This is a genomic window from Mycobacterium sp. PSTR-4-N (genome assembly GCF_022348085.1).
In the GTDB taxonomy this organism is placed as follows: domain Bacteria; phylum Actinomycetota; class Actinomycetes; order Mycobacteriales; family Mycobacteriaceae; genus Mycobacterium.
Genome location: NZ_JAKRFN010000015.1, coordinates 102,861 through 129,132, shown reverse-complemented (window position 1 = coordinate 129,132; position 26,272 = coordinate 102,861). Strand labels below are relative to the sequence as shown.

General features: G+C 68.4%; 26 protein-coding genes. 10 read left to right on the top strand and 16 right to left on the bottom strand.

What is annotated here, in order from left to right; all coding sequences use genetic code 11:
- Positions 1-159 precede the first annotated feature (159 nt).
- Entirely contained in the window at positions 160-1,425 is a 1,266-nt protein-coding gene (locus tag MHN84_RS19550) for an HNH endonuclease signature motif containing protein (protein WP_241206159.1), read from the top strand.
- A 66-nt stretch (positions 1,426-1,491) separates the two neighbouring features.
- On the top strand, positions 1,492-1,857 hold the full coding sequence (locus MHN84_RS19545) for a DUF1330 domain-containing protein (protein WP_241206158.1): 366 nt from the start codon (positions 1,492-1,494) through the stop codon (positions 1,855-1,857).
- 16 nt (positions 1,858-1,873) lie between these two features.
- Here the strand turns inward: MHN84_RS19545 and MHN84_RS19540 are convergent, their stop codons facing one another.
- Complete coding sequence (locus MHN84_RS19540) at positions 1,874-3,265, bottom strand: MFS transporter (protein WP_241206157.1); 1,392 nt, start codon at positions 3,263-3,265, stop codon at positions 1,874-1,876.
- Positions 3,262-4,503, bottom strand: a complete 1,242-nt coding sequence (locus MHN84_RS19535; RefSeq protein WP_241206156.1) for an FAD-dependent monooxygenase — start codon at positions 4,501-4,503, stop codon at positions 3,262-3,264. Before MHN84_RS19535 ends, MHN84_RS19540 begins: the two co-directional genes overlap by 4 nt.
- Positions 4,504-4,575: 72 nt before the next feature.
- Between MHN84_RS19535 and MHN84_RS19530 the strand changes: the two genes are divergently transcribed.
- Positions 4,576-5,166 carry a TetR-like C-terminal domain-containing protein gene (locus tag MHN84_RS19530; RefSeq protein WP_241206155.1) on the top strand — a complete coding sequence of 197 codons (591 nt, stop codon included), beginning with the start codon at positions 4,576-4,578 and terminating at the stop codon, positions 5,164-5,166.
- Positions 5,167-5,172: 6 nt separating this feature from the next.
- Here the strand turns inward: MHN84_RS19530 and MHN84_RS19525 are convergent, their stop codons facing one another.
- The 8 genes from MHN84_RS19525 to eltD all read right to left on the bottom strand — a co-directional run bounded on the left by MHN84_RS19525 (position 5,173) and on the right by eltD (position 14,015).
- Positions 5,173-5,643: a ribose-5-phosphate isomerase gene (locus MHN84_RS19525; protein ID WP_241206154.1), complete on the bottom strand. Its 471-nt coding sequence runs from the start codon at positions 5,641-5,643 to the stop codon at positions 5,173-5,175.
- Positions 5,644-5,649: 6 nt separating this feature from the next.
- On the bottom strand, positions 5,650-7,398 hold the full coding sequence (gene derK / locus MHN84_RS19520) for a D-erythrulose 4-kinase (RefSeq protein ID WP_241206153.1): 1,749 nt from the start codon (positions 7,396-7,398) through the stop codon (positions 5,650-5,652).
- Positions 7,395-8,522 carry an ABC transporter ATP-binding protein gene (locus MHN84_RS19515; RefSeq protein ID WP_241206152.1) on the bottom strand — a complete coding sequence of 376 codons (1,128 nt, stop codon included), beginning with the start codon at positions 8,520-8,522 and terminating at the stop codon, positions 7,395-7,397. The genes derK and MHN84_RS19515 overlap by 4 nt, the downstream gene beginning before the upstream one ends.
- Complete coding sequence (locus MHN84_RS19510; protein ID WP_241206151.1) at positions 8,519-9,625, bottom strand: ABC transporter ATP-binding protein; 1,107 nt, start codon at positions 9,623-9,625, stop codon at positions 8,519-8,521. The genes MHN84_RS19515 and MHN84_RS19510 overlap by 4 nt, the downstream gene beginning before the upstream one ends.
- On the bottom strand, positions 9,625-10,506 hold the full coding sequence (locus MHN84_RS19505; protein WP_241206150.1) for a carbohydrate ABC transporter permease: 882 nt from the start codon (positions 10,504-10,506) through the stop codon (positions 9,625-9,627). The genes MHN84_RS19510 and MHN84_RS19505 overlap by 1 nt, the downstream gene beginning before the upstream one ends.
- 4 nt (positions 10,507-10,510) lie before the next feature.
- The gene (locus tag MHN84_RS19500) at positions 10,511-11,467 is read right to left on the bottom strand and encodes a carbohydrate ABC transporter permease (protein ID WP_241206149.1); all 957 of its coding nucleotides are present in this window, start codon (positions 11,465-11,467) and stop codon (positions 10,511-10,513) included.
- A gap of 14 nt (positions 11,468-11,481) precedes the next feature.
- Positions 11,482-12,861 (bottom strand): extracellular solute-binding protein, encoded by a 1,380-nt coding sequence (locus tag MHN84_RS19495; RefSeq protein ID WP_241206180.1) that lies wholly within the window; start codon positions 12,859-12,861, stop codon positions 11,482-11,484.
- 65 nt (positions 12,862-12,926) lie between these two features.
- Positions 12,927-14,015 (bottom strand): erythritol/L-threitol dehyrogenase, encoded by a 1,089-nt coding sequence (gene eltD / locus MHN84_RS19490; RefSeq protein WP_241206148.1) that lies wholly within the window; start codon positions 14,013-14,015, stop codon positions 12,927-12,929.
- A gap of 114 nt (positions 14,016-14,129) precedes the next feature.
- Here eltD and MHN84_RS19485 point away from each other — a divergent pair, with 114 nt between their 5' ends.
- A complete protein-coding gene (locus MHN84_RS19485; RefSeq protein WP_241206147.1) occupies positions 14,130-15,209 on the top strand; it encodes a sugar-binding transcriptional regulator in 1,080 nt (359 codons plus the stop codon).
- 32 nt (positions 15,210-15,241) lie between these two features.
- A complete protein-coding gene (locus MHN84_RS19480; RefSeq protein WP_255730663.1) occupies positions 15,242-15,997 on the top strand; it encodes an SDR family NAD(P)-dependent oxidoreductase in 756 nt (251 codons plus the stop codon).
- A 6-nt stretch (positions 15,998-16,003) separates the two neighbouring features.
- Here the strand turns inward: MHN84_RS19480 and MHN84_RS19475 are convergent, their stop codons facing one another.
- Positions 16,004-17,488, bottom strand: coding sequence for an FGGY-family carbohydrate kinase (locus MHN84_RS19475; protein WP_241206145.1), 1,485 nt, complete (start codon positions 17,486-17,488; stop codon positions 16,004-16,006).
- Positions 17,489-17,523: 35 nt separating this feature from the next.
- Between MHN84_RS19475 and MHN84_RS19470 the strand changes: the two genes are divergently transcribed.
- Positions 17,524-18,450, top strand: a complete 927-nt coding sequence (locus tag MHN84_RS19470; RefSeq protein ID WP_241206144.1) for a LysR family transcriptional regulator — start codon at positions 17,524-17,526, stop codon at positions 18,448-18,450.
- Between the two features lie 3 nt (positions 18,451-18,453).
- Here MHN84_RS19470 and xylB read toward each other — a convergent pair whose 3' ends face one another.
- Positions 18,454-19,848: a xylulokinase gene (gene xylB / locus MHN84_RS19465; protein WP_241206143.1), complete on the bottom strand. Its 1,395-nt coding sequence runs from the start codon at positions 19,846-19,848 to the stop codon at positions 18,454-18,456.
- A gap of 70 nt (positions 19,849-19,918) precedes the next feature.
- Here xylB and MHN84_RS19460 point away from each other — a divergent pair, with 70 nt between their 5' ends.
- Positions 19,919-20,806, top strand: coding sequence for a DoxX family protein (locus tag MHN84_RS19460; protein WP_241206142.1), 888 nt, complete (start codon positions 19,919-19,921; stop codon positions 20,804-20,806).
- A 100-nt stretch (positions 20,807-20,906) separates the two neighbouring features.
- The gene (locus MHN84_RS19455; protein WP_241206141.1) at positions 20,907-21,398 is read left to right on the top strand and encodes an RDD family protein; all 492 of its coding nucleotides are present in this window, start codon (positions 20,907-20,909) and stop codon (positions 21,396-21,398) included.
- A 15-nt stretch (positions 21,399-21,413) separates the two neighbouring features.
- On the opposite strand, the gene MHN84_RS19450 is transcribed toward MHN84_RS19455, so the two are convergent.
- Together MHN84_RS19450 and MHN84_RS19445 are read right to left on the bottom strand one after the other, a co-directional pair.
- Positions 21,414-22,895 (bottom strand): GntP family permease, encoded by a 1,482-nt coding sequence (locus MHN84_RS19450; RefSeq protein WP_241206140.1) that lies wholly within the window; start codon positions 22,893-22,895, stop codon positions 21,414-21,416.
- On the bottom strand, positions 22,895-23,407 hold the full coding sequence (locus tag MHN84_RS19445) for a gluconokinase (protein WP_241206139.1): 513 nt from the start codon (positions 23,405-23,407) through the stop codon (positions 22,895-22,897). The genes MHN84_RS19450 and MHN84_RS19445 overlap by 1 nt, the downstream gene beginning before the upstream one ends.
- A gap of 125 nt (positions 23,408-23,532) precedes the next feature.
- Between MHN84_RS19445 and MHN84_RS19440 the strand changes: the two genes are divergently transcribed.
- On the top strand, positions 23,533-24,234 hold the full coding sequence (locus tag MHN84_RS19440; RefSeq protein WP_241206138.1) for a FadR/GntR family transcriptional regulator: 702 nt from the start codon (positions 23,533-23,535) through the stop codon (positions 24,232-24,234).
- A gap of 2 nt (positions 24,235-24,236) precedes the next feature.
- On the opposite strand, the gene MHN84_RS19435 is transcribed toward MHN84_RS19440, so the two are convergent.
- Entirely contained in the window at positions 24,237-24,980 is a 744-nt protein-coding gene (locus MHN84_RS19435) for a DUF4333 domain-containing protein (RefSeq protein ID WP_241206137.1), read from the bottom strand.
- 62 nt (positions 24,981-25,042) lie between these two features.
- On the opposite strand from MHN84_RS19435, the gene MHN84_RS19430 reads away from it, so the two are divergent.
- Positions 25,043-25,939, top strand: a complete 897-nt coding sequence (locus tag MHN84_RS19430; RefSeq protein WP_241206136.1) for a hypothetical protein — start codon at positions 25,043-25,045, stop codon at positions 25,937-25,939.
- A 4-nt stretch (positions 25,940-25,943) separates the two neighbouring features.
- Here the strand turns inward: MHN84_RS19430 and MHN84_RS19425 are convergent, their stop codons facing one another.
- Positions 25,944-26,270 carry a YnfA family protein gene (locus MHN84_RS19425; protein WP_241206135.1) on the bottom strand — a complete coding sequence of 109 codons (327 nt, stop codon included), beginning with the start codon at positions 26,268-26,270 and terminating at the stop codon, positions 25,944-25,946.
- Between the last annotated feature and the right edge of the window lie 2 nt (positions 26,271-26,272).

The window sequence follows — 26,272 nt, the reverse complement described above, 5'->3', positions numbered from 1 at the left end:
ACCTCGACCGTTGCGGTCCACGCGATATTCGCGGACACACCGTTCGGCTTCTCCGGACGGTCTGCGGCATTATCCCCAGAGCCGCATTCATCCCCAGGCGGGCTCGATGGGGCGCCGGGGCCGCCCGTCGATGTCGGAGGGGGCGGGCACTTTGTGGTCATGGCCCCGGTCAGTTCTCTCGCCATCGATGAACGGTTGTCGGTGCTGCATGAGGAGTTGGCGGAGCTGGCGGGCCAACGCAACGCGATCGATGCACGAATCGTGGAGATCGCCGCGGAGATAGACCGGGATGAGCTGTGGGCCGCTGCGGGAGCTCGTTCGACGGCGAACTGGGTGGCGTGGAAGGCAGGGGTGTCGCCGTCGCGGGCGCAGGCGATCGCCGCGATCACCCACCGTTACGACGAATTCCCCTCCTGTATCGAGGGTTTGGCGCAGGGCCGGTTCTCTGTCGATCAGGTCGGGGTGATCGCCCAACACGGCTTGCCCGGCTCGGACGAGCACTTCGCCGTCATGGCCGAGTGCGCGACTGTCACCCAGCTGCGTACGGCGCTGAAAATGCAACCCAAACCCACTCCGGAACCTCAGCCCGATCCTGACGAGGACGAACCTGCGCCCGTCGGGGAACCCGGGCCCCAGGTGTCGATCACCTCGCGCAGCGACGACCAGTACACGTATTGGCAGATCACACTCCCCCACGTCGAGAACGCGGCGTTCGAAGCCGCCCTGGGCTCCCACCGGGACGCGCTCGTGGCGGAGTGGAGTGCCGGCGATCCGGACGGGCGGAAACCGATCCCCGGCGCCGCGGCGGCGTTCCTGCGGTTGATCGACGCGAGCTGGGATGCCGAAGCTGCGGCCCGCCCGCATGGCCAACGAACCACGGTGGTCGTGCACGTCGATGTCGACACCCGCCTGAGTGCCCTGCACCTGGGACCTGTTCTGCCCGACAGTGATCGCCGTTATCTGACTTGCGACGCGACGTGCGAGGTGTGGTTTCACCGCGACGGACAGGTGATCGGAGCGAGCCGATCCACCCGCACGGTGAACCGGCGGCTGCGCCGTGCGCTGGAGCATCGCGATCGCTGCTGTGTGGTGCCCGGGTGCGGGGCCACCCGGGCCCTGCACGCCCATCACCTGGTGCACTGGGAGGACGGCGGCCCCACCGAGCTGTGGAACCTGGCGCTGGTCTGTCCCTATCACCACCGGGCTCACCACCGCGGCCTGATCACGATCACCGGCCCCGCCGACCAACTCGTCGTCACCGACGCTGCCGGCCGCACCCTGACCTCGGCATCGCTGGCCCGGCCACCCACAGCGCCGCCCCCGCACGTCGCCCCGTGCCCCGGCGCCACGGGAGAGCGCGCGCAGTGGTGGTGGTACCAGCCCTACGAACCCCGACCACCGGGCGAACGGCGGCCGGGCGAATGACGGCGTGTCGAATCTGTCGGTACCCCCACCTAGTGTTTCCGCGTGGGGGCAGACAGAGGAGACGCAATGATCACGCTCGACAGTTCGGCACTGGCTTCGTATCTGGAGGAGGACGGCGGTCCCGTGGTCATGCTGAATCTGTTGCGCTTCAAACCCGGCGGGGGCAGGGAGACCTATCTGGAGTACATCGCCCAGTTCGAAAGCACTGGCGTGCAAGCGCGATACGCCGTCGAGGTGCTTTATGCCGGAGCCGGCGGAGTCGCTCTGGCCGCCGAACCGGGCCAGGACTGGGACATGATCCTGCTCGTGCGCTACCCGAGCCGTCAGCACTTCACCGACATGATCAACGACCCCGATTACCAGCGCTTCGAGCATCTACGCGAGGACGCGTTGGTCGAGGCGGTCCTGCAGGCCACCACACCGGTCGCGTAAGCACCGGGAACCCTCGTCACGATGCGGCCCGGGCTCCGCGACCGCGCGCGAGCACGGTCGCCGGCAGCGCGGCGAGCGCGAGCAGCACTCCTGCCGCCGAGACGTACACCTGGACGCCCGTCGCCGTGCTGACCGGGGCACCGGAGACCACTGCATCAGGAATTCGTGTCGCTTCGAGAACCTCGGCGCCCACGATGGTCACCAGCACCGAGCCCACCGCCACCACGACGGACACCAATCCTGCGACCGTGGCCTGGCTGTCTTCAGCGGCGCTTTTCATGGCCACCGTGTACCCGGCGGCCCCGATCGCACCCGCCGCCACCCCCATCAGCGCACCGCAGACTAGTGCCACAGGCAGTGCCGACACACCGACCGTCATCGCCACGGTCGCCACCGCCCCGACCGCGACGCCGCCCAGCAGCACGAATTCGGAACCGACACGAAGGGCCAGCCATCCGGCGCCCACGCCTCCGACCGCGATTCCGAGGTTCGCGACGGCGAACAGCGCGGCGACCGCCTCCCCGGAACCGAGGCCGTACCCGAGGCCTCGCTCGGCAGGCACGTAAGCGATCACACCCATCAGCTGCAGCATGGATCGAAACGACCCGGCTGCCAACAGCAGAGCCACGAGGGTGAGCACTAGACGACGGCTCACCACTCGCAGATCGATGATCGGATCAGAGCTCCGCGACGAACGAAAACACCATGCGGCCAACGCAACGCCGCCCGCGACCACCAGCCAGACCATCTCAAGCGACAACTGGCCGGCGTCGGCGCCGACGCTGACCGAGGCCAACACAGCGCTCAGCCCGCCACCGAGAAGAAGCGCCCCGACGACATCGAGGCGAGCTCGGCTGCGTACTGACGATTCCGGGACGAGCACGCGTACGCCCAGTGCGGACACCGCCGCGAGTACTGCTGCGACGACGAAGACGCTGCGAGGACCGAAGTCGTCGATGATCGGTTTCATCACCACCGGCTCGACGATTCCCACCACCGACGAGGCGGACGTCACGATCCCCACCATGACGGTCGCCACCCGCGATGAGCACACATTCAGCACGAGAGCCACCGACAAGAAGACGACGGCGAATGCGGCGCCCTGCAGAAAACGGCCCATCAGAAACACCCACAGGCTCGTGGCTGCGACACAGATGAGCGCTCCCCCACAGGCCAGGGCGAGAGCGAAGACCAGCACCTTGCGCCTGCCGTGTATGTCGGCAGCCCTCGCCAGCAGCGGCGACCACACGGCACCGGCCAGCAGCGCGCTTGTGGTCAACCAGGCCGCCTCGTCGGTGTCGAAGCGATCGAGCAACTGCGGGATGACCATCATCGGCGATCCCACGACGACATCGGCCACCACATTGGCGAGGACCAGGATCACCGCCCACCCGACGATTCGACTCATCGACAAGCGTTGCGCTGCACAGTCTCTGAGCGACAGCGCAGGTCCCCCTCGGCCAGCGCGAGGCCCGTCGCCGCCGTGCGCAGCGGCGCTTGGAGCAGCCCCAGCAGACCGAGTCGCTGCAGCCACGGCACGGCCCACAGTTTCACGTTGCGGCGCAGGAGCTGGCCGCGAGTGAGGACCAGGACCGTCCCGTCGGGGCGCAGCGCCAGATCCTGATTGTTCGTCACGTAGTCGCGCATGCGTCGCTCATAAGCGGTGTAGGCGTCCTGCGGCCGCTCGTGCGCGCACAGCTCACTGGCCAGCACGTAGGCACCCGCTATCGCGATACTGGTGCCCTGCCCGGACAGGAACGCCGGCGCGTACGCCGCATCTCCGACCAACGCGACTCGGCCTGAGCTCCATCGCGGCATACGTACCTGACTGACCGTGTCGAAGTAGACATCGTCTGCGTGCGCCAGCGTGTCGATGACTTCCGCTGTCCGCCAACGGTCATCGGCGAACGCCTCGCGAAGCGCTGCGATGACCGCGGCGCCGTCGCGCCGATCGACGGTTCCCGGCGCCGGGTGCATGAACGCCGCGAACGCCCGGGCGGGCGTGCCGTCGGCTTGCCGTTCGACGACCACGGTACGTCCGGGATGCGAGTAGAGGTAACCGGTTCCGGGGGCGAACATGCCGGGCGGAAGATCCCAGATCGCCGCGTAGGGCCCGAGGTGACGCAGATAGCGTTCCTCGGGACCGAACGCGAGCGCGCGCACGTTCGAATGGATACCGTCCGCACCGATCACCACGTCGACGACCTCCGGTGGACGACGCTCGTAGGCCACTTCCAGCCCTCCGTCGCACTCGCGCAAGCCGGTGATCGATTCGGAGAACACGTAATCGACGCGATCGGCCGTCGCACGGTGCAGCACAGCGCTGAGGTCACCCCGTAGCAGTTCGACGTCGCCGTCGCCCAACGAACTCAGCAGGCCGCCGTAGTCGAGCGTGCACAGCCGCCGGCCTCGTGGGCTCAGCAAGGTCAGCGGCACGTGCCGATAGCGGTGCTCCACCAGCTCCGGATGAAGACCCATGCGGGTGATCACCTCGACCGCCGTGCCGCGCACGTCGACCGGATAACCGCTGAGGCGCAACCGATCTGCGCGTTCCACGACGGTCACTTGCCAGCCGGCCTCGGCCAACCAGAACGCCAGGACGGGCCCGGCGATGCTCGCACCGGAAATCATAGCTTTACGTGTCATGGATGCCCCACAAAGGTCGAGTGGAATAAGCTACGCTACTGTCGCTTAATCCAGATGCGTTAAGCTACGCAAGTGTCCTCTAAAGCTGCATCACTGCACCGGCGGCGCGGCGCCGAACTGGACGCCGCGATCCTGGACGCGGGCTGGGAACAGTTGCTCGAGGCGGGCTACACCGGCTTCACCATCGACGCGGTGGCCGCCCGAGCGGCCGCAGCGCGATCGGTGTTGTACCGCCGATGGCCGACGCGCCTGGAACTCCTGGAAGCGGTGATCCGCCGCCGCGGCGAGGTCGACGTGATCCCCGTTCCGGATACCGGGACACTGCGCGGTGACGTCGTGGCGGTGCTCACCGAGTTCAGCGACCGTCGCGCGCGCACAATGGGACTGTTCGCCGCATTGTTCGGCGCGTACTACGACGAGGCGGGCGGCTCACCGGCCACGCTGCGTGCGCTCTTCGTACCCGACGGACCGAGCATCATGGCGCAGATCGCCGAAAGAGCAGTCGCCCGAGAAGAATTGGCGGCCATGCCGGCGCCGCGCATTCTCAACCTGCCCGCCGACCTGCTCCGCCACGAACTGTTCATGACCATGACAGCGGTACCGCAGGACACCATCACCGAGATCGTCGACGACGTCTTCCTGCCGCTGGTGGCCCGGCGGTGAGCTGACTCAGCTGGTCGCCTGCGCGGGCTCGTACGAGCAGATCGCGTCCACCTTCTCGGCCGATGCGCTCTGCGGGTCGAACTCGTAGCCCAGCCAGTCCTTGGCCAGGCGGCGCGCCAGTTCGAGACCGATCACTCGCTGCCCGAAGCACAGCACCTGCGCGTTGTTCGACAGCACGGACCGCTCGACCGAGAAGCTGTCGTGCGCGGTCACCGCGCGGATACCGGGGACCTTGTTGGCGCTGATCGCGACCCCGAGGCCGGTACCGCAGACCAGCAGCGCCCGATCGGCCTTCCCGTCGGCGATCATGCGCGCTGCCGCGACCGCGACGTGCGGATAGGCCGTGCTCTCGTCTGCACCCACCCCCACATCGGTGACCTCGGCGACCCGGTCGTCGGCCTGAAGATCACTCTTGAGCGCTTCCTTGTAGTCGAAGCCGGCGTCGTCGGAGCCGACGACGATACGGAGACCTGCCATTGCTGGTCACTTCCCTTTCGCTGTTGTGCGAGTCGAAATCGTGGCGGCGACGGTGCGCAAGCACATCGCCAGAGACGTCGCGCCCGCATCGGGGGTACCCACGCTGCGCTCGGCCAACGGACGGGCCCGCCCCACCTTGGGTCGCATATCGGCCGTGGCCTGCGCCGCCTCGGCTGCGACCTCGGCCGCTTCGCCCCACGCCTGTTGCCACGGTGTCCCGTCGGTGAGCCGACGCTCGAAGTCGTCGACGAAGGGCAGCAGCGCGTCGAGCATCGTCTTGTCTCCCGGTGCAGCGCCCCCGAGCGACACCAACGCGTCGTACCCGTCTCGCATTCCGCCGGCGACGGTCTCGCCGTCGGGCCGGCCGGTGTCGCCGAGTCGGGCGCCGAGCGCCGACAGCAGCGCACCCCACAGCACACCCGAGGTGCCACCGGCCTTGGCTGCCCACTCTCTTCCTGCCTCGGCGAGCACCGAACCCTGACCACCGCCGGCATCGACCGCCCGCTGCGCTGCCGAGCAGGCCGCGGACGAGCCCTTCACCATGCCGCGGCCGTGATCGCCGTCGCCGGCGACGGCGTCGATGCGGCCCAGCTCGTCCTCGGCCCCGGCGAGCATGTCGGCCATCGCCGCGAGGGCATCCAGTACGACTCGCGCGCCGCGGCGGCCCTCGTCGTCGGCGAGTTCATCCAGTGCCGGCCCTGCCGATTCGGCCTCGAGTTCCTCGGCGCTGCGACGTTCCCCGGTGCTCGCCGTGTCTGTCGGCGCACCCTTGCGGTAGGCGGGCGTGTCGGCAGGGGCGGTCCAGTACCGTTCCAGCTCCTCGTCGAGCCACATCACGGTCAGCGAGCAGCCGGCCATGTCGAGGCTCGTGACCAGTTCGCCCACCTCGGGTTCGACGATCTCGAAGCCGCGGTCACGCAGGAGCCGGGCGACCGTCCCCCACACGACGAACAATTCTTCGTACTTGGTGCGGCCCAGGCCGTTCAAGATCACAGCGAGCCGGGTCGACGTGGCATCGGGACGGTCGGCCAGCACACCGTCGACGAGGGTCTCGGCCAGCGCTTCCGCGGTCGGCATCGGTTCGTCGGCCACACCCGGCTCTCCGTGGATGCCCAGCCCGACACCCATCGTGCCCTCGGGCACCGTGAACAGCGGATGGTCGGCGCCGGGCATCGTGCAGCCGTCGAAGGCGACCCCCAGCGTGCGGGTCGCGGCGTTCGCAGCCTCGGCGACGCGGACCACACCGGCCAGATCGAGACCCTCCTCGGCCGCGGCACTGGCGCACTTGAAGACGGTGAAATCACCGGCGATGCCACGCCTTTTCGCTTCCTCGCCGCGCGGCGCGCTGGCGATGTCGTCGGTGACGGCGAAGTACTCGGCCTCGATGCCTTCGCCCCGCAGCTGCGTCACCGCGAGGCCGAAGTTCATGACGTCTCCGGCGTAGTTACCGGTGGTCAGCAGCACGCCGGCATCGCCATGGGCGGCCCGTGCCACCGACGCCGCCTCCTCCGCCGATGGCGAGGTGAAGATGTTGCCCACGACGGCACCGTCGGCGAAACCGACACCGACCGTTCCGCAGAACGCCGGATAGTGCCCCGATCCGCCGCCGATGACGACGGCGACCTTGCCCGGCCGGGTCCGGTGTGCGCGCACCACACCACCGGGTACGCCGGCGACGTAGCGGGAATTGGCATCGAGGAACCCGACGAGCATGTCCTCGGTGAATCGGGCAGGGTCGTTGTAGAGCTTCGTCATCGCAATCGCTCCCCGGTCTCGGCGTCGAACAGGTAGACCCGCTCGGCCGGCGCGGTCACCGAGACCCGCTGCTCGGGTTCGTGGCTCTGTTCGGCCGGGGTCTGCACCACGATACCGTCCTCGATGCCCGCCACCGTGGTGGTCGCGAGCCCGAACTCCAGCAGGTGCTCGAAGTAGGCGACGGTCGCCGCGAGCCCCTCGCCGCCCCGTTCGGTCAGGGCGCAGTCCTGCGGACGGATGCCGACCGTGACCGCGGTGCCGTCACCGACCGTCGTCGCTGATGTCGCCAGAGTTCCTGCGCCCGAACCGATCTCGACGTGGACACGGCCGTCGCGGGTTCGCGCGACGCCCGGTAGCACGTTGATCGCGGGCTCACCGACGAAGCCGGCGACGAAGAGATTGGCCGGATCGTCGAACACCTCGTCGGGCGTGCCGAACTGCTGGACCACGCCGCCGTCCATCACGGCCAGCCGATCCGCCAGCGACAACGCCTCCACCTGGTCGTGGGTGACCACGATCGTCGTGTAGCCGAATTCGCGCTGCAGCACCTTGAGTTCACGGCGCACCCGGTTGCGCGCAGAGGCATCGAGATGGCTCAGCGGCTCGTCCAGAAGCAGCACCGGAGGGTTGCGCACCAGTGCGCGGGCCAACGCGACGCGCTGCTTCTGCCCGCTGGACAGGCTGGCCGGCCGCAGCGCGAGCAGATCGTTCATCTCGAGCCGATCGCTGATCGAGGCGACCATCTTCTCGGCCCCCTTGACCTTGCGCGCCTTCAGTCCGTACAGCAGGTTGTCGCGCACCGACAGCGGCGGATACAGCGCGTAACTCTCGAAGCCCACGCCGATTCCGCGCTTGGCGGCGGGCAGCTGCGAGATCTCGCGCTCACCGATCTTGATGGAACCGCTGGTGACCGTTTCCAATCCGGCGATCATGCGCAGTGTGGTGGTCTTGCCGCACCCCGACGGGCCGAGCAGCGCCACCAGCTCTCCCGGCCGGATGTCGAGGTTGATGCCCTTGACCGCGGTCACGGCGTCACGGCCGCGCGACGAATAGGTCTTGACCAGGTCGCGCAACGTCAGGCTCTGCGCGCTCTGCTGGGTCGTGTTGTCGGTCGCGACGCTCACTGCACTGCCTCCAGGGTCTGGTCACTGAACCGGCTGGTGTCCCCGTCGCCCGGGGTGAACACGTGCACGTCGGACTCGGCGATGCGCATCGTGACCTCGTCTCCCTCTCCGACCCCGTGGCGGCCCGAGGTCAACGCGATCAGCTGCGCTCCGCCCACATCGACGGTCAGCTCGATGTTGCGGCCGAGCCGCTCGGCGAGCAGCACTCGCCCCCGCAGCGATCCCTCTCGGCTCGTCACGTGGATGTCGCAGGGGCGCAGCCCCACCCGCACGCGGGTTCCTCGGTCGCATCGCACGTCCGGCGGAATCGGCACGTCGAGGGAACCGTCACCCAATCGGATGCGGCCGTCGTCGACGACACCGTCGAGCAGATTGATCTCAGGCTGACCGAGAGCGCGCGCGACGAATGTGTCGGCGGGCCTGCGCCAGATCTCCTCAGGGGTACCGATCTGCATGAGCCGGCCGTCGCGCATCACCGCGATCCGGTCGCCCAGCGCCAGGGCCTCCTGGTAGTCGTGCGTGACGTAGATCGTCGTGGTGTTCGACATCGCGCCGAGTTGCTTCAGCTCGGCACGCATGGCCGCACGCAGTTTCGCGTCCAGGTGGCTGAGCGGCTCGTCGAGCAGGTAGACGTCGGCCGGACGGACCAGCACGCGACCGAGCGCCACGCGTTGGCGCTGACCGTTCGACAGCTCCCGGGGCAGCCGGTTCTTCAGGTGGTCGATACCGAGCGTCGTGGTGACCTGGTCGATGCGCTTGGCGCGCTCGGATTCCGTGTACTTGCCGGTGCGACCGGACTTCAGCGGCGAGGCCAGGTTCTCGGCGACGGTCTTCTGCGGGTACAGGGCATAGCTCTCGAACGCCATCGCGACGTTGCGGTGGTACGGCTCCACCGCGGTCATGTCCACCCCGCCGATCGACACCGAACCGGAGTCGACGTCGACGAGGCCGGCGATCGACTTCAACGTGGTCGTCTTGCCCGCGCCGCTGGGGCCCAGGATCACGAAGAACTCGCCGTCGGCGATGTCGAGCGAGATGCCGTCGACCGCGCGGACGTCCTTGCCGTAGGTCTTGCAGATGTCAGTGATCTTGACCGTGGCCATCAGGCTTTCACCGCCCCGAATGACAGGCCTCGCACCAGGTATCGCTGGATCGTGAGCGCGAGGACGAGTGGTGGCAGCGCGGCGATCAACGCCGCGGCGGCCGTGAGGTTGTAGTACGCCTGGCCGCCGCCCCCGAGGAACTTGGTGATGGCGACGGTGACCGTGCCGGCGTTGCTGTCGGCCAGGATCAACGGGAACACGTAGTTGTTCCAGGCGAAGATGAACGCGAGCAGCGCCGCGGCGGCGATACCGGGACGCACGATGGGCAGCGCGACCATCAGGAACGCGCGGCGACGGGTGTAGCCGTCGAGCAGAGCGGCCTGTTCGAGATCTTCGGGCAGGTCCTGGAAGTAGGAGCGCAGAATCCACACGACCAGCGGCATGGTGACCAGCTGAAGCACCCAGATCATCCCGACCTTGGTGTCGAACAGGCCGATCTGGTTGTAGATCACGAACAGCGGCACGATCACCATCAGCTCCGGCGCGAACCGGAAGGACAGCATCTGGAACATCAGGTCATTGCTGCCGCGGTACTGCCAGCGACCGGCCGCGTAGGCAGCCGGGATGCCGATGACCAGCGAGACGATCACCGCGCCACCGCAATTGAGCAGGCTGGTCAACAGCGAGGCCTTGAAGTCGACGCTGGTCATCTGCGTGCCCTTCTCGGACACCACGGTGGCGAAGTTCGACCACGTCGGACTGAACGAGAAGTAGGTGGTGGTCTGCTGTTCGGCGTTCTTGAGGGCCAGCATCAGCATCCAGAAGATCGGGAACAGCGAGAAGATGAACCAGATGACCAGACCGACGTCGGCGGCGACGGCACCGATCGACCAGCGCCGCTGACCGGGCTGCAGTTCGGCTCGAGACAGGTTGAGGGCCATGCTGTTACGACTCCGCTCCGGCAGCGCGGCGCTGCGCCTTTCCGAGCACGCTCACCAGGTAGCGCGCGGTGATGAACACGATGATCCACAGCAGCAGCATGTAGGTGCTGCCGCGGGAGTAGTCCAGGTTGATGATCGAGTCCTCGAAGGCGCCGATCTGCAATGTGCGGGTGGCGACGCCGGGGCCGCCCGCGGTCAGCACGAAGATGTGGTCGAAGACCTTGAGGTTGTCCATGAACCGGAAGATCACCGCGACCAGGATGTAGGGCCACAGCATCGGCAGCATCAGCTTGCGGAACATGTAGAACCAGCTCGCACCGTCGACGTCGGAGGCCTCGAACGGCTCCTTCGGCAAGGAGCGGATACCGGCGAGCACGAGGATCGCCACGAACGGGGTGAAGATCCACACGTCGACCAGGATCACCGAGAACAGCGCATTGCTCGCCGACAGCCAGTCGAACGTGTTGCCGAGGCCGAGAACGTGATTGAGGATGCCGAACTGCGGGTTGAACATCAGCTTCCAGATGACGCCGGCGATCACCGGCGCGATCATCAGCGGCAGGATCAGCACCTTCTCGAAGATCTTGCCGATGATGCTGGACCTGTTGAGCAGCAGCGCCAGCCCCACCCCGAGCACCGTCTCGACCGCCGTGGCGGCGATCGCGAAGATCGCGGTGACCTTGACGCTCTGCCAGAACACCCGGTCACCGAGCACCGAGGCGAAGTTGTCGAACCACACGAAGTGCGGATTCGGGTTCACCGCAGCGTAGTTCAGGAACGCGTAGTACGCGCCGACGAAGAACGGGTAGAGGATGCCGATGACGATCACCAGGGCGGGGATCGACAGGAGATAGGGTCGCAGCTTGCGCCGCCATGTCGGCACCTCGGGCAGCGACCGCCCGTCGCCGGCCGAGTCAGGGCGCGGCGACGCCGCAGGCGCCGTGGATGTCTGAGTCGTCATCGATGCCAGAGCTCCTAGAGGTTGACCTTGGACGTGTTGGTCTTGGCGAGGCTGCGCAACCGGGACGCGGCGTCCTCACCGCCATAGATGTCCTGCAGCGCCACCGCCCAGTTCTGCGTGGTGTCGAAGAACTTCTTCTGCGGGGTGAACTGGATCTTGGACTGGCCGATCACCGTCTCGAACGCCTCGAGATAGCCGAACTGATCCGCCGCGACCCGCTTGAAGGTGGTGTCGAACACCGACTTTCGCACCGGATCGGCGTAGGTGCCACCCTCGACGGCCTTGTTCATCGACTCCTTGCCGGTGGCCCACTGGATGAACAACCACGCCGGGAGCTTGTTGCGCGAGTTGGCGCTCATCGCCCAGCTCCACGTCCACAGGTTGGTCTTGTAGTTGCCGTCCGGGCCCGCCGGACCGGCATACCATGCGATGTTGCCGGCCTCTTTGCTCGCTCCCGGCTTGTTCTTCGGGTACGTGGCACTGTCGGCGTCGTAGACCATCATGGCTTTCCCGTCCCCGAGATCGCCGGTGGCGTTGGGATAGTCGTAGGTGGTCCATGACGTCGGCCCCGCCTCGTGCTGCATCTGAATCCACTTCTTGGTGAAGTCGATCGCCTTGTCGCTGTCCATCTCGGCGATGAGCTCCGAACCGTTCCAGGTGTAGTCGACAGCACCTTCGCGGGTGTACTGCGTCATGAAGCCGGGGTGGATGGTCGCCCAGGACTTGGAGCCTCGCGTGGAGATGCCGTACCGGTTCTGCGAACGGTCGGTCAGGTCGACGGCCAGCTGAATGAAGTCATCCAGGTTGTCGGGTAGCCGCGTGATGCCCTTCTCGTCGAACACCCGCTTGTTGTAGGCGACGACGTTGTTCTCGAATCCCCACGGGATGGCCCACTGCCCGCCCGTCCCCAACGGCTGGCCCAACTCGAAGTCCCACCGCGTCGAGGTGCGCAGCCCCTCGAAGATGTCCTCGAAGTCGTACTCGGCGTTGGTGGCCGCACTGTTGGTCAGCCACGGGTTGAGATCCTCGATCCATCCCGGTGGACCGTACTGCCAGATGAAGTACGCACCGAGCATGAACGCATCGTGCTTGCCGGAGCCGCCGGCCAGCTCGGTGTTCAACTTGGTGAAGTAGTCCGCCTCGGGCACCAGGTCGACGTTGACGTTGATGCCCGTCAACTCGGTGAACTCTTTGAGCAGAGGTTGGTAGGACAGCTGGTACGGGTGTGGGGTCTGCAGGATGTTGATGGTCGACCCGGCTGCCTTGCGCCAGTCGAAGCCACCGGTCACCGCGCTCGCGCCGTTGGGCAGGCTCGCCTTGCCGCCGACACCGCACGAACTCAGCACCGGCACACTGGCGGCGGCGGCACCGGCCACACCGAGCGCCGCGAGCATCTTCCGTCGCGAGAACTGCTGGCCCATAGGGGAATTCGAGAACACGCTCATCAATGGTCCTTGTCTCAGGCGGGGATCAGGGAGACCTTGACCGATTCCTTGCCGCTGGCCACGAGCTCGAGGCCCTTCTGGAACTCGGTCAGCGGGAGCTGATGGGTGCAGATCTGATCCATGGGCAGGGTGCCGGATTCGATCATCCTGATCGCCGCGGGCCAGCAGTACGGGCCCAGATGCGCGCCGAGGACGTCGAGTTCCTTGTCGTCGCTGATGATGCTCCAGTCGACGGTCACGTCACTGCCGAAGACGCCGTATTCGACGTAGCGGCCGAGCTTGCGTAACAGGTTGAGCCCCTGCGGGACTGCCGAGGGATGCCCGGTGCCCTCCAGGTACACGTCGGCGCCGTAACCGTCGGTCAGCTCCTTGACGATCGCCACGGCGTCCTGCTCGGCGATGTTGATCGTGATGTCGGCGCCGCAGAGTTTGGCGAGCTCGAGCTTCTCGGGCGCCATGTCGAGGGCGATGACGTGCATGGGGTTCTTCGCGCGGGCGCCGGCGACCATGCCCAACCCGATGGGGCCGCACCCGGCGACGACCACGACGTCTTCGAACAGGATCTGTGCGCGCTCGACCGCGTGCAGAGAGCACGACAGCGGTTCGGCGAAGGCGGCGTGGTGCGGTGCGACGTCGTCAGACACTTTGTGCACCAGCGCTTCTGCCGGGTAGACCATGTAGCTGGCCATTGCGCCCGGGGTGCGCCGCTTGAAGCCGTACAGATCGTGGGGCTGGCACATGTGGTACTGGCCGCGCTTGCAGAACCGGCACTCCCAGCAGGGCACGATCTGCTCGGAGACGACCCGGTCGCCCACGGCGATCCCCCACCGGGACGCGGCTTCGTCGTCGAGATCGACCACGCGGCCGACGAATTCGTGACCGGGGATCACCATGGTCTCGGCCCAGGCGGGCCGGTTCTCGTCGCCCCAGAACTTTGCCGCGCCGTGGTAGCACTTCAGATCGCTGGCGCAGATTCCGACCGCTTCGACTTTGACGAGCGCTTCACCGGGACCGCGCCGGGGAACCGCCACCTCCTCCAACCGATAGTCGTTGGGCCCGTGGCAGACCACCGCCTGCATCTTCTCGGGGATCTGAGCGGACATGCGCATACCTCCATCTGTGTTCGGAGTCACAGTAGCGAAGGCGTGCACATCTGTCCAGAACATCTGTTCAGTGAACTTCTTTCCAGAGCAGGCGTTCGGTGTCATACTTTGCCCATGCCCAGGCCGTCCGCGCCCGCCACCTCGTCGGCGAAGTCGGATGGTGGCGCGCCCGAGGCCGAGAGCAGCCATTTCCCGGCCACGCTGCTCTACACCGCGGCGCGGCTCTACTACGAGGACGAGGCCACGCAGGCGGAGATCGCCGAGAAGCTGGGTACCAGCCGAGCGACCGTGAGCAGGCTTCTCGCCGAGGCGAAACGCCAGGGCATCGTCCGTATCGAGGTGGTGGCACCAGCCGACGCCCCGCCCACCGAGCTCGCCGATCGGGTGGCCCGTGCGCTGAATCTGAACAGCGTCTACCTGTCCCCGCCCCTGCCCGCGCCCGGTCCGGGCCGCAGCGTGGTCGACATCATGGGCCGGGAGCTCGCGCCGGCGACGGCTCGGGCGCTTTCCGAAGCGGGTTTGCTGCCGGGCGACGTGCTGTTGGTGTCGTCCGGCCGCACGGTCTACGAGTTGGCCCAGCACGAGCTCACCTCGCTGCCCGGCGTGGTGGTGACGCCCACGGTCGGCGGCAACGACCAACCGTACGAGTGGTACCAGACCAACGAGATCACCCGGCTGGTCGCCAACCGCGTCGGCGGGCGCGCCAATTACCTGTTCGCACCCGCACTCCCCGGGCCCGCGCTCTACGACTCCCTGCTCGAGGATCCGAGCATCCAACGCGTGGTGCACCAGTGGCCGCACGCCCGGTGCGCACTGATGGGTGTCGGCGCCCCGCCGCTGACCCGCTCCGACATCCCCCAGTTCGTGCCCACCGGCTCGTCGTCGCTGCGCGCCGCCGTCGGCGACGTCTGCTCGCGGTTCTACGACCGCAACGGCGCACCCGTCGACTTCGACGGTGCGGAACGGCTCATCGCGCTGGAATTGGAGACCCTTCGCCACATCCCGGTCACCATTGCGGTGGCGATCGGCAAAGACAAGGTCGACTCCATCACCGCCGGCGCCCGCGGTGGCTACTTCAACCGCCTGGTCACCGATCCCGGGACCGCCGAGGCGCTGCTCGCGGCCACCAGTGCCCCCATCGATGCCCCCGCCGATGACCCCACCGATGGAGACGTAGCACAGGAGGTTTCGTGACGAGCACCGCTGAGCAGAGATACGCCGGGGTGATGCGGCTGCACGGCAAACGCGCGCTGATCACCGGCGCCACCAAGGGCATCGGCGCCGACATCGCCCGTGCGTTCGCCGCTGCCGGCGCCCACCTGGTGCTCAGCGGGCGCGACGAGACCGAACTCGCCCAGGCCCGGCGCTCGCTCGGTGATGAGTACGGCGTCGAGGTACAGGCGGTGGTCGCCGACCTCGCCGCCCCGGACGGCCCGACGGCGTTGAGCGCGAGGGCATCCGAGGCTTTCGGCGGTCTCGACATCCTGGTCAACAACGCCGGCATCTCGCTGCCCGAATCGGTCGTCGCCACCACCGCCGAGAACTTCGACGCGACGATGGCGGTGAACCTGCGCGCTCCGGCGCTGCTGGCCGCCCGGATCGGGGCGCTGATGGTCGACCAGGGCACTGGAGGAGCCATCGTCACCGTCGCCTCCGCGGCAGCGCTGGCCCCACTGCCGGAGCACTACGCCTACTGCGCCTCCAAGGCCGGTCTGGTGATGGCGACCAAGGTGCTCGCCCGCGAACTCGGACCGCACGGCATCCGCGCGAACTCCGTCTGCCCCACGGTGGTACTGACCGAGATGGGTCAGCGGGTATGGGGTGAGGAAGCCAAGGCCGCGCCGATGATCGCTCGAATCCCGTTGGGCCGCTTCGCTGTTCCACACGAGGTATCCGACGCGGTGGTGTGGCTGTGCTCGGACGCCGCCAGCATGATCAACGGCGTCGACCTCCCCGTCGACGGTGGCTACACGATGGGCTGACGCGGCTCAGCCGGCGTCGGCGTCTGCGGCGAGCCGGTGCACCTGCTGCCGCGTGGCGGGATACAGCTGCGCCCAGGTGGCGAAGAGCTCCTCGTAGCGGGCCTGGTTGCGCGGATCGGGCGTGATCTCGCGCTCGATGGTGGCCCAGTCGGTGTCGGGGGGAACGAGCCCCACGCCGATGCCGGCCAGCAGTGCGTCGCCGTAGCTGGCTCCGATGGCCTGCTCGGGTACCAGCTGCGAGCGGCCGGTGACATCGCTGATCGCCTGCGCCCACACCGGGCTCTTCAGCCCGCCCCCCACCGCGACGGTGCGGCTGGCCTCGTGTGCGTCGTCGAACCGGTCGAGTATCTGCCGGATGCCGAACGCGATGCCCTCGTAGGCCGCCCGGAACATGTGTCCGCGCCCGTGGCGCAGAGTGAGTCCGGCGAGCACGCCACGGGCGTTCGGATCGAACACCGGAGTGCGCTCTCCGGCCAGGTACGGCAGCATCAACAGGCCTTCACTGCCCGCGGGTACGGCCATCGCCTCGGCCGTCAGTTGCTCGAAAGATGGCTTGCCCGTGACCGATTGCAGCCAGTTGATCAGCGTGCCCGCAGTCGAGGTGCCTGCCGCGAGTGCCAGCGTGCGCGGGTCGACGCCCGCGGTGGTCCACAGCGCGGGATCGCTGTGATACTCGTCGATGACCTGGACGAGGAACATCGTCGACCCGTACATCAGCATCTGATCGCCGGGGCGGCGCACCCCGACCGAGAAGGCCTCTGAGTACGCGTCGACGGTGCCCGCGGCGACGGGAACCCCCACCGGCAGACCGGTCTCGCGGGCGGCCGCGGCGCTCACCTGTCCGACAACGTCGCTCGGCCACACCAGCGACGGCAGCGGGAGCGGTCCGCAGATGCGCTCGGCCCATTCCCGGTTCCAGTCGAAATCCCGGGTGGCGTAGAGCGGGTCGCACTGGCTCGCGGTGTGGTGGTCCATCACGTACTCCCCGGTGAGCTTCGCTGCGATGTAGGAGTTGGAGCCGTACCAGCCGGCCGCGGCGTCGAACACGCGCGGTTCGTGGTGGCGCACCCATTCGATCTTGGGGCCGACGGCTTGACTGGACAGCAGCGTCCCGGCCCGTTCGAGGATCTTCGCCTCACCTAATTCCGCTGTGAGAGACTTGATTTCGGCGTGCGCGCGGGTGTCGATGCCGTACAGGATGGCCGGTCGCAGCGGGCGCAAATCGGCATCGCAGAGCACCAGGCACGGTCCGACCCCGCTGACGCACACACCGGCCAGCGTCGCGCCCGCGGGTTGGCGGGTCATCAGCGCGGTGCTGATGGCGCACACCTCGTGCCACCACACCTTCTCGGCGTCGACTTCGGCCCACCCCGGCCGCGGAAGATCCATGCCGTGGCTGATGGTCTCGGTGGCGAGCACGGTGCCCGAGCTGTCGACGAGAACTCCCTTGGTGCTTCCGGTTCCCATGTCGATGCCGAGCAGCGTGTCCACGAGCCAACCCTACGTGGGAGAGGACAATCACCGGCGTGGACTTCCGCCGACTGCAGCTTCTGCTCGCGCTGTCGCGCCTCGGTTCGATGCGGGCCGTGGCAGACGAGTACCACCTCACCACGTCGACGGTGTCTGCGCAGATCGCCGCGCTCAGCCGGGAAACGGGGGCGCAGCTGATCGAGCCGCAGGGCCGACGGGTGCGTCTGACCCCGGCGGGCCGCCGACTGGCCGATCATGCGGTGACCATCCTCGCCGCGGTGGACCGGGCACTCCTGGACCTCGACGCCGATGCCGATCCGGCCGGCACCGTCCGCGTCGGCGGGTTCGCCACCGGCATCCGGGTCTCGCTGCTCCCGATCGCCGCGCACTTGCGCGAGCGCATGCCGCAGGTGGACTTCATCATCAGCGAGTACGAGCCCGTGGAAGCGTTTCGGCTGTTGACCGCCGACGATCTGGATCTGGCACTGACCTATGACTACAACCTGGCCCCGGCCTCCCCGGGAGCGCTGCTGGAAGCGGTGCCGCTCTGGTCCATCCGGTGGGGCCTCGGGGTGCCGACCGACACCTCCCGCAACATGCCCGCGCTGCGTGACTACGCCGACCATGCGTGGATCGTCAACTCCCGCAACACCGCCGACGAGGATGCGGTGCGCACGCTGGCGTCTCTGTCCGGCTTCACCCCGCGCATCGCCCACCAGATCGACAGCCTCGACCTCGTCGAGGAACTCATCACCGCCGGCTACGGGGTGGGACTGTTGCCGATCGAGCGGCCCACCGCCGCGGGAGTCACCGTACTGCCCCTGACCGATCCCGACGTGGTGCTCACCGCCTACGCCGTCACCAGGGTCGGCCGCGCCGACTGGCCGCCGCTGCGGGCGGTGCTGGACGCGGTGCGACCGCCGCCGGGTGCGGCGCTGCCGCGACCGATGTGGCCGCGCCCGGAGGCCGCGCGGCCCACCTGAGCGTCAGCGCAATGTCAGCCGCTCGGCCGTTCGATAGCGATCGAGCACCTCCGGCGTGGGATCCGCCTCGTGCACGGTGGTGTCCGCCAGGGACCACTGCGGCGGATTCTCTCCGCCCGCGAGCGACCAGGCCGCCTGCCGCGCGGCGCCGATCGCGACGTACTCGGCAGGCGCCGGGACATGGACGGGCGCCCCGAGAACCGCCGGCGCCACCTGCCTGACCGCCGCGGAGCGGGCTCCGCCACCGATCAAGATGATGCGGTCGACCGCGACGCCGTGTGCCCGGATCTTGTCGATGCAGTACGCCATGGAGGCCAGCAGACCCTCGACAGAGGCGCGGGCGATGTTGGCGGCGGTGAAGTTTCGCGTGGTGATTCCGTGCAAAGCGCCGGCGGCGTCGGGCAGGTTGGGTGAGCGCTCCCCGTCCAGGTACGGCACCAGCGTCAAGCCCTCGGCGCCGACCGCGGCGCTGAGCGCGAGCCGGTCGAACTCGTCGAAGTCGACACCGAGCATGCGAGCCACCGCGGCGAGCACGGGCGCTCCGTTCAGCGTGCAGACGAGGGGCAGTTGCCGACCCGTTGCATCGGCGAATCCCGCGACGATGCCCTCGGGGTCGTGGGGCGCCGTCGCACCGACCGCGCTGACCACGCCGGAGGTACCCAGAGACACCACACAGTCGCCCGGTCCGGCACCAAGGCCGAGCGCCGCCGCGGCGTTGTCGCCGGCTCCGGCACCCAGCAGCGCGCCGTGGGCGGTCTGCAACGCCGAACCGGCGGGGGCGACGACGGTCGGCAGGGCCGGATGACGCCCCCGCAGCGCCAACTCGAGCAACTCGGCGTCGTAGGAATCCGTGGCCGCCGAGAAGTATCCGGTGCCGCTGGCGTCGCTGCGATCCGTGGTCAGCTCGCCGAGGTCCGAGGAACCGGACAGCCGCCAGGTCAACCAATCATGGGGCAGGCAGACCGCAGCGGTGGCATCGGCGTGCGCCGGTTCGTGGTCGGCCAGCCACCGCAACTTGGTGGCGGTGATGGCCGCGACCGGCACGACACCTGTGCGGCTCGCCCACTCGTCGGGACCACCGAGTTCGTCGACCAGGTCGGCCGCCGCGCCGGCCGAGCGGGTGTCGTTCCACAGCAACGCGTCCCGGACCACGTCGCCGGTGTCGTCGAGGCACACCATGCCGTGCTGCTGCGCGCCCACCGAGACCGCAGCGACGTCGTCGATACCGCCCAGCTCGTCGATGCTCGCCTGCAGCGCTTGCCACCAGTGCGCCGGCGCCACCTCGGTGCCGCCCGGGTGGGGACTGGCCGCCGACCGCACGGTCCGGCCGGTCTCGGCATCACAGATCAGTACTTTGCACGACTGGGTGGAGGAGTCGATTCCCGCGACGAGTGGCACGCCTGCGAAGCTACCCCGACGGGACGCCCGGTCGGGTTTGGTCGCCGAACCGCGTGGGAACATGTCCCCCATGTTGATCCGTCGCGTCGCGCGCCCCATGCTGTCCGCCGTGTTCATCTCTCGCGGGATCGAGGCCCTGCGGAGCCCGAAACCCGCAGCCCAGTCCACCCAGAACACGCTTGACGGGCTCAGCAAGCTGCCCGATCCGGTCAGCACCAATCTGCCGTCGGACGCCGAGACGGTGGCTCGGATCAACGCGGCCGTCCAGATCGGCGGCGGCCTGCTGCTGGCGACCGGCAAGCTTCCGCGGTTCGCGTCGGCGGCGCTGGCGCTGACCGTCGTGCCGGGATCCCTGAGCGGACACAATTTCTGGAACCAGACCGATCCTGCGCGCAAGGCCGACGAGCGGCGCGCGTTCGTGACCGACATCAGCCTCATCGGCGGCCTCATCATCGCCGCGGTCGACACCGAGGGGAAGCCGTCGCTGGGCTGGCGCGGCCGTCGCGCGGCACGCAAGGCCGCCGAGGCCGTCACCGCGGCACTCCCGGTCGGCGCAGCCGCGGGCGGCTCGCTGGCCGACAGCGAGTTCGCCGACAAGGTGGGACACGGTCTGCATGTGGGCGCGGAGCGCGGGCGCGAACTCGCGCACATCGCCCGGGAACGCGGCGGAGAGCTGGCGGAGGTCGCGCGGGAGCGCGGCGGTGAGCTCGCCGAGGTGGCTCGCGAACGTGGCGGCGAGCTGGCCGACGTCGCGCGCGAACGCGGTGGTGAGTGGGCGGTGCTGGCCCGGCAACGCGGTGAAGAGATCGCCGACGCCGCCCGTGACCGCGCGCCGGATCTCGCGGACGCCGCTCGCGAACGGGCCCAGCGCTCCGCGGACATCGCGCGTGGGCGGGCCGCAGAACTGGCCGACACCGCAAGCTCCGAAGTCAAGAAGCGCCGCAAGCAGCTGCGCTGACCCCACATCCGAGCGCCAGCCCCCGCGAAGCCCTTTCGCGGGGGCTGACTGCTGGGTACGGTGGGCTCGCAGCCAGCCGCCGTGAGAAGGAGCTCCTCCGATGACCAGCGACTATCCCCCGCAATCCGGCCAGTACGGCTACCCGGGGTCCTATCCGCCGCCCGGCGGCGGCGGCCAGCCCGGTGGCCTCGGAGTGCGCTTCGCGGCCCGATTGATCGACGGCCTGATCGTCGGCATCGTGGGCAGCATCATCGTTTTCGCGATCGGCGCGTCGTCGAACATCTGGATCACCGGGCTCTTCACCGGCGCGATGAGCTTCATCTACTACGTGGCGTTCGAGGTGACCCAGGGCTGGACCCCGGGCAAGAAGTTGCTCGGGCTCAGCGTGCGCGGCCCCGGCGGGGCGCCCAAACCGACCGCTACGCAGTCGGCGATCCGTAACTCGTGGACGCTGCTCCCGATCATCCCGTTCATCGGCGGCCTACTCGGTGTGGTGGCGATCGTCGTCATCGCGGTGACGATCAACGGCAGCCCCACCAAGCAGGGCAAGCACGACGAGCTCGCCGGCGGGACCCAGGTGCAGAAGGCCTGAGGCCCCCGCCGGGGATCAGATGACGATCCCCAGCAGCAGTACCAGGATGAGGCCCGTCACCGACAGCACCGTCTCCATCACCGACCAGCTCTTGATGGTCTGCCCGACGCTCATCCCGAAGAACTCCTTGATGAGCCAGAAGCCGGCGTCGTTGACATGGGAGAAGAACAGCGACCCGGCACCCACGGCGAGCACCACCAGCGACACCTCGCCGGTGCTCAGGCCATCCACCAGGCCGAGCATCAGCGACGACGCCGTGATGGTGGCAACGGTCGCAGAACCGGTGGCCAACCGGATCAGCACGGCGATCACCCAGGCCAGCAGGATGACCGACATGTTGGCGCCGCGCGCCCAGTCGGCGAGCAGAGTGCCGATGCCGCTGTCGACGAGCACCTGCTTGAAGCCGCCGCCGGCGGCGACGATCAGGATGATCCCGGCGACCGGCGGCAACGAGGACTCGACACACGTGACGATCTGATCGCGCGTCATCCCTGCTCCCCGACCCAGCGTGAAGATGCCGACGATGACGGCGATCAACAGGGCCACGAGCGGACGACCCAGGATGTCGAACGTCTGGCGGATCAGGTTCGCGTCGTCGTCGATGAAGATGTCGGCCAGCGACTTACCCATCATCAGCGCCACCGGAAGCAGCACGCTGAACAGCGTGATCCCGAACCGCGGCCGGGACCGCTGGTCGACGGTCTGGGTGGCCAGCGAACTGCCCCCCGAGGTGGGTAGCGCGCCGCCGGAATCGGCGTCGGAAACTGTACTGTCGCGCCGCCGCGCGCCGGTGTCGCTGTCGAACCGGTCGGGGATGTCGATGACGACCCAGCGTCCGGCCAGCTTGCCGAACAGGGGACCCGCGACGATGACGGTGGGGATCGCGACGGCGACGCCGAGAGCCAGCGTGACACCCAGATCGGCGCCGAGCAGATCGATCGCCGTGAGCGGGCCGGGGTGCGGGGGCACGAGCCCGTGCATCGCCGAAAGACCTGCCAGAGCGGGGATTCCGATGGTGATCAGGGACTGCCCTGAACGCTTGGCGACGAGGTAGATGACAGGCATCAACAGCACCAGGCCGATCTCGAAGAACATCGGGAGCCCGATGATCGCACCCACCAGCGCCATCGCCCATGGTAGCGCCCGGGGCGAGGACCGCCCCACGATCGTGTCCACGATCTCGTCGGCGCCCCCGGAATCGGCCAGCAGTTTGGCGAACATCGCGCCCAGGGCGATCAGGATGCCGACGCCTGCGGCGGTGCTGCCGAAGCCGTCGGAGAAGGAGTCGAGCACGTCGCCGACGTTCTCCCCCGCCACGATGCCGACCGTCAGCGCGCCGAAGATCAGCGCGAGGAACGGGTGCAGCTTCGCCACGGTGATCAGCACGACGATCAGCGCGATACCGGCCAGCGCGGCCAGCACCAGTTGCCAGCCCGATGCCACCGGTTCGGGTAGCTCTGTGTCCGCCGCGAGGACGGTGAGCATTGACGAGTCCATCACTTCTCCTGTTCGATCGCCGAAGATGTTGTGGTGCAGTAGGTGTCGATGATCGCGTCGATGCTCTGATCGACGTCGATGGTGGTGCCCGGCTCGTCGGCGTCCAGCGGCTCGAGCGTCGCGAACTGCGAGGCCAGAAGTGAGGCCGGCATGAAGTGGCCCGGCCGGCTCGCCTGCCTGCGGGCGATGACGTCCGGGGTACCGCTGAGATGGAGGAACTGCACATCGGGGCAATGGGTGCGCAGTTGATCGCGGTAGCTGCGCTTGAGCGCCGAGCAACTCATCACGCCACCGCTCTCGCAGCGCTGCGCCAGCCAGACGCCGATGGCCTCGAGCCAGGGATGCCGGTCATCGTCGTCGAGGGGATGACCCGCGGTCATCTTCGCGATGTTCTCGGCGGGATGGAAGTCGTCTGCGTCTGCGAACGGCACCCGCAACCGTTGTGCCAGAGCGGCACCGACAGTCGATTTACCCGAGCCCGATACGCCCATGACCACGACGGGTGACGCCACCTGATCCTCCTACCCTGCTGTGCCTGCCGTCACACACAATGCCTCAATAGGCATACGATTGCAAGACAATCACGGATTTGCATCTGCTTAATCGACATCAGCCCAGCGTATGACAGGATGATTGCGTGACCGAGACGCCGTCCGCAGCCCTGCACGGCAGCGTGCTGAGCGCCTTGGGGACGGCGATCGTGGCCGGCACACATGCTCCGGGCGACGTGTTGACCCTCGACGGCGTGTGCGTGCGGTACCGGGTGTCACGCAGCGTCGCCCGCGAGGCCATCCGCGTTCTCGAGTCCATGGGCATGGTCGCCTCACGGCGCCGCGTGGGCATCACGATCCAACCGGCCGCGACCTGGAACGTCTTCGATCCCCGACTGATCCGGTGGCGCCTCGACTCCGACGATCGCGCGAGGCAGCTCACCTCGCTGTCCGAACTGCGGCGCGGCTTCGAGCCGGCAGCCGCCGCGCTGGCCGCGCAGCGCGCCGATCCGCACCAGTGCCGCATCATGGCCGCCGCGGTCTCCGACATGGTCGTACACGGACGCTCCGGTGATCTCGAGTCATACCTGTTGGCCGACAAGGTCTTTCATCGAACCCTGCTGGAGGCCAGCGGTAACGAGATGTTCCGCGCCCTCTACGACGTCGTCGCCGAGGTGCTCGCCGGGCGCACCCATCACGGCATGATGCCCGCGACACCCAACCCGGCGGCCATCGCGTTGCACGACGAGGTGGCCCGTGCGGTCCGCCTGCGCGACTCCGACGCCGCCGAGAACGCGATGCGGGCGATCATCGACGAGGCGGCCTCCGCGGTCGCCGCCGACGACTGACGTCAGCGCCGCGGCGCGTAGGTGTAGTCGATCCTGGTGCCGTCGACGGCGGTCACTGTCACCGTCAGCTCGGCGCGCTCCGTGCCGGAGACCACCGTGCAGTCGACAGAATCGCCCACCCGGCCCTCCAGGTTGCCACCGCAGACCGCGGAGTCCGGCCGCCGATTCACCCGGCCGGTGAGCTCGTCGAGCAAGGAGGTCTCGAGCTCGGCCTTGGTCAGCAGCGGAACCAGGTCGAACGTCATCGTCAACCCGGTGACGCCGGTTACCGTCGCCGTGCGGCGCACCGGGGGACCACCGACGGACACGTCGCACTGGGCCGATGCCCCCGCGCGGCCGGGCAGCCCCGACAGGCACGCGACCGCATCCGGCGGGCTCGACACCAGCCGCGCCACGGCGCGTTCGAGTTGGGGTCGCGACAGTGCAGGGATCATCTCGTAGAGGATCGAGGCACCGTCGATGTCGGTGACGGTCACGATCGGCTCGAAGCTGTTCGTCGGGCTCAGTACGACGTCACACCGGGCGGACTGCCCGACTTCCCCGACCAGCGGGTCTTTGCAGATGACAGATTCCGGTGTCTCCCCCGCCTTCGCGAGGCGGTCTGCGATGTCGGTCTGCAGATCCTCGGGCGCCACGGCAGGGATCGCGTCGGAGCTCACCGGGGAACTGCACGCCAGAAGGGCGCCACAGCCGACAGCCAGCCCGGCGAACCCCCTGATCAGCTTGGCCATCTGCTTGCCCGTCACCCTCGATCCACGGTGGTGGGGACGTTAGCAGACCGGCCACCGCGGGGTGATTGACTGCGAGGGTGGACAACCGCTCTGGCCGCCCGATCACGCTGGCCCGCCGCTTCTTCGACCGGATCGAACCGGTACATGCCGTCACCTACTTCGCGCCCGAGGCCCGGGCAGCCCTCGACGATCTCGGCTATCGCGGGTTCTGGATGGGCTACTTCGCCGCCCGGTCCGCGCCGCTGGGCATCGTGCCGGCCGAGGTCGTCACCGCGGCGTTCTACAACTTCGCCGCGGACAGGGTCGCCAAGGCCCTGCCCGCCGCGTGGGACACGGCACCCCCTGCCGAGGCCCTGCGGGCTCGCGAGAGGGGGGCGGTGGCTGCGCTGCGCCGGTGCGGTGTCACCGAGATCCAGGCGCGCTGCGCGGCTGACCTGGCCGCCCGCGCAGCGGCCGGCGGTCAGATCGAGGGTCGGGTGCTCTACGCCGCCAACCGAGCGGTGGCCTGGCCGGACGAACCGGTGGCCCGCCTCTGGCACGCGGCCACCCTGCTCCGCGAACACCGTGGCGACGGCCACGTCGCCGTGCTCACCGCCGAGGGACTGTCCGGCCGCGAGTGCAATGTGCTGCACGCTGCCGCCGGCCGGGTGCCCGAGGAGATGATCAAACGCAGCCGCGACTACGACGACGCGCAGTGGGCCGCGCACCGCGACGCGTTGCGCCGGCGCGGAGTGCTCGACGCCGACGGTGCCATCACCGACCAGGGCCGCGCGCTCAAGCAGCACATCGAGGACCGGACCGACGCGCTCGCGCTGGCCGCCCTCGACGTCCTCGACGACGACGAGGTCGAGGCGTTGTTCGGTGCCCTCACACCGATCACGCGCGCCGTGATCGCGGCCGGCGACGTCCCGGCCGGGACGCCGATGGGACTGAGCCGCGACGACCTCGACGACGACAGCGCCCATCTCGGGTGACCGCTCAGCGCGGGCCGTACATGATGAGCGCGACGCCCAGCAGGGCCACCAGCGCGCCGCACACATCCCATCGATCCGGCCGAAAACCGTCCATCGCCATCCCCCACAGCAGCGAGCCGGCGATGAACACGCCGCCGTAGGCGGCGAGCACCCGGCCGAAGTGTGCGTCGGGCTGGAACGCGGCGACGAATCCGTAGGCGCCCAGCGCGATCACGCCGACCCCCATCCACGGCCAGCCGCGATGCTCACGCACTCCCTGCCACACCAGCCAGGCTCCGCCGATCTCGAGAACCGCCGCGAGCACGAACAAGGCGGCGGATTTGGCGACCACGA

What these genes read in the sequence shown, in the direction of transcription:
- MHN84_RS19550 (WP_241206159.1), top strand. Translation starts at nt 160, where the DNA reads ATGGCCCCGGTCAGTTCTCTCGCCATCGATGAACGGTTGTCGGTGCTG.
- MHN84_RS19545 (WP_241206158.1), top strand. Translation starts at nt 1,492, where the DNA reads ATGATCACGCTCGACAGTTCGGCACTGGCTTCGTATCTGGAGGAGGAC.
- MHN84_RS19540 (WP_241206157.1), bottom strand. Translation starts at nt 3,265, where the DNA reads ATGAGTCGAATCGTCGGGTGGGCGGTGATCCTGGTCCTCGCCAATGTG.
- MHN84_RS19535 (WP_241206156.1), bottom strand. Translation starts at nt 4,503, where the DNA reads ATGACACGTAAAGCTATGATTTCCGGTGCGAGCATCGCCGGGCCCGTC.
- MHN84_RS19525 (WP_241206154.1), bottom strand. Translation starts at nt 5,643, where the DNA reads ATGGCAGGTCTCCGTATCGTCGTCGGCTCCGACGACGCCGGCTTCGAC.
- derK (WP_241206153.1), bottom strand. Translation starts at nt 7,398, where the DNA reads ATGACGAAGCTCTACAACGACCCTGCCCGATTCACCGAGGACATGCTC.
- MHN84_RS19510 (WP_241206151.1), bottom strand. Translation starts at nt 9,625, where the DNA reads ATGGCCACGGTCAAGATCACTGACATCTGCAAGACCTACGGCAAGGAC.
- MHN84_RS19505 (WP_241206150.1), bottom strand. Translation starts at nt 10,506, where the DNA reads ATGGCCCTCAACCTGTCTCGAGCCGAACTGCAGCCCGGTCAGCGGCGC.
- MHN84_RS19500 (WP_241206149.1), bottom strand. Translation starts at nt 11,467, where the DNA reads ATGACGACTCAGACATCCACGGCGCCTGCGGCGTCGCCGCGCCCTGAC.
- MHN84_RS19495 (WP_241206180.1), bottom strand. Translation starts at nt 12,861, where the DNA reads ATGCTCGCGGCGCTCGGTGTGGCCGGTGCCGCCGCCGCCAGTGTGCCG.
- eltD (WP_241206148.1), bottom strand. Translation starts at nt 14,015, where the DNA reads ATGTCCGCTCAGATCCCCGAGAAGATGCAGGCGGTGGTCTGCCACGGG.
- MHN84_RS19485 (WP_241206147.1), top strand. Translation starts at nt 14,130, where the DNA reads ATGCCCAGGCCGTCCGCGCCCGCCACCTCGTCGGCGAAGTCGGATGGT.
- MHN84_RS19480 (WP_255730663.1), top strand. Translation starts at nt 15,242, where the DNA reads ATGCGGCTGCACGGCAAACGCGCGCTGATCACCGGCGCCACCAAGGGC.
- MHN84_RS19460 (WP_241206142.1), top strand. Translation starts at nt 19,919, where the DNA reads ATGTTGATCCGTCGCGTCGCGCGCCCCATGCTGTCCGCCGTGTTCATC.
- MHN84_RS19455 (WP_241206141.1), top strand. Translation starts at nt 20,907, where the DNA reads ATGACCAGCGACTATCCCCCGCAATCCGGCCAGTACGGCTACCCGGGG.
- MHN84_RS19450 (WP_241206140.1), bottom strand. Translation starts at nt 22,895, where the DNA reads ATGGACTCGTCAATGCTCACCGTCCTCGCGGCGGACACAGAGCTACCC.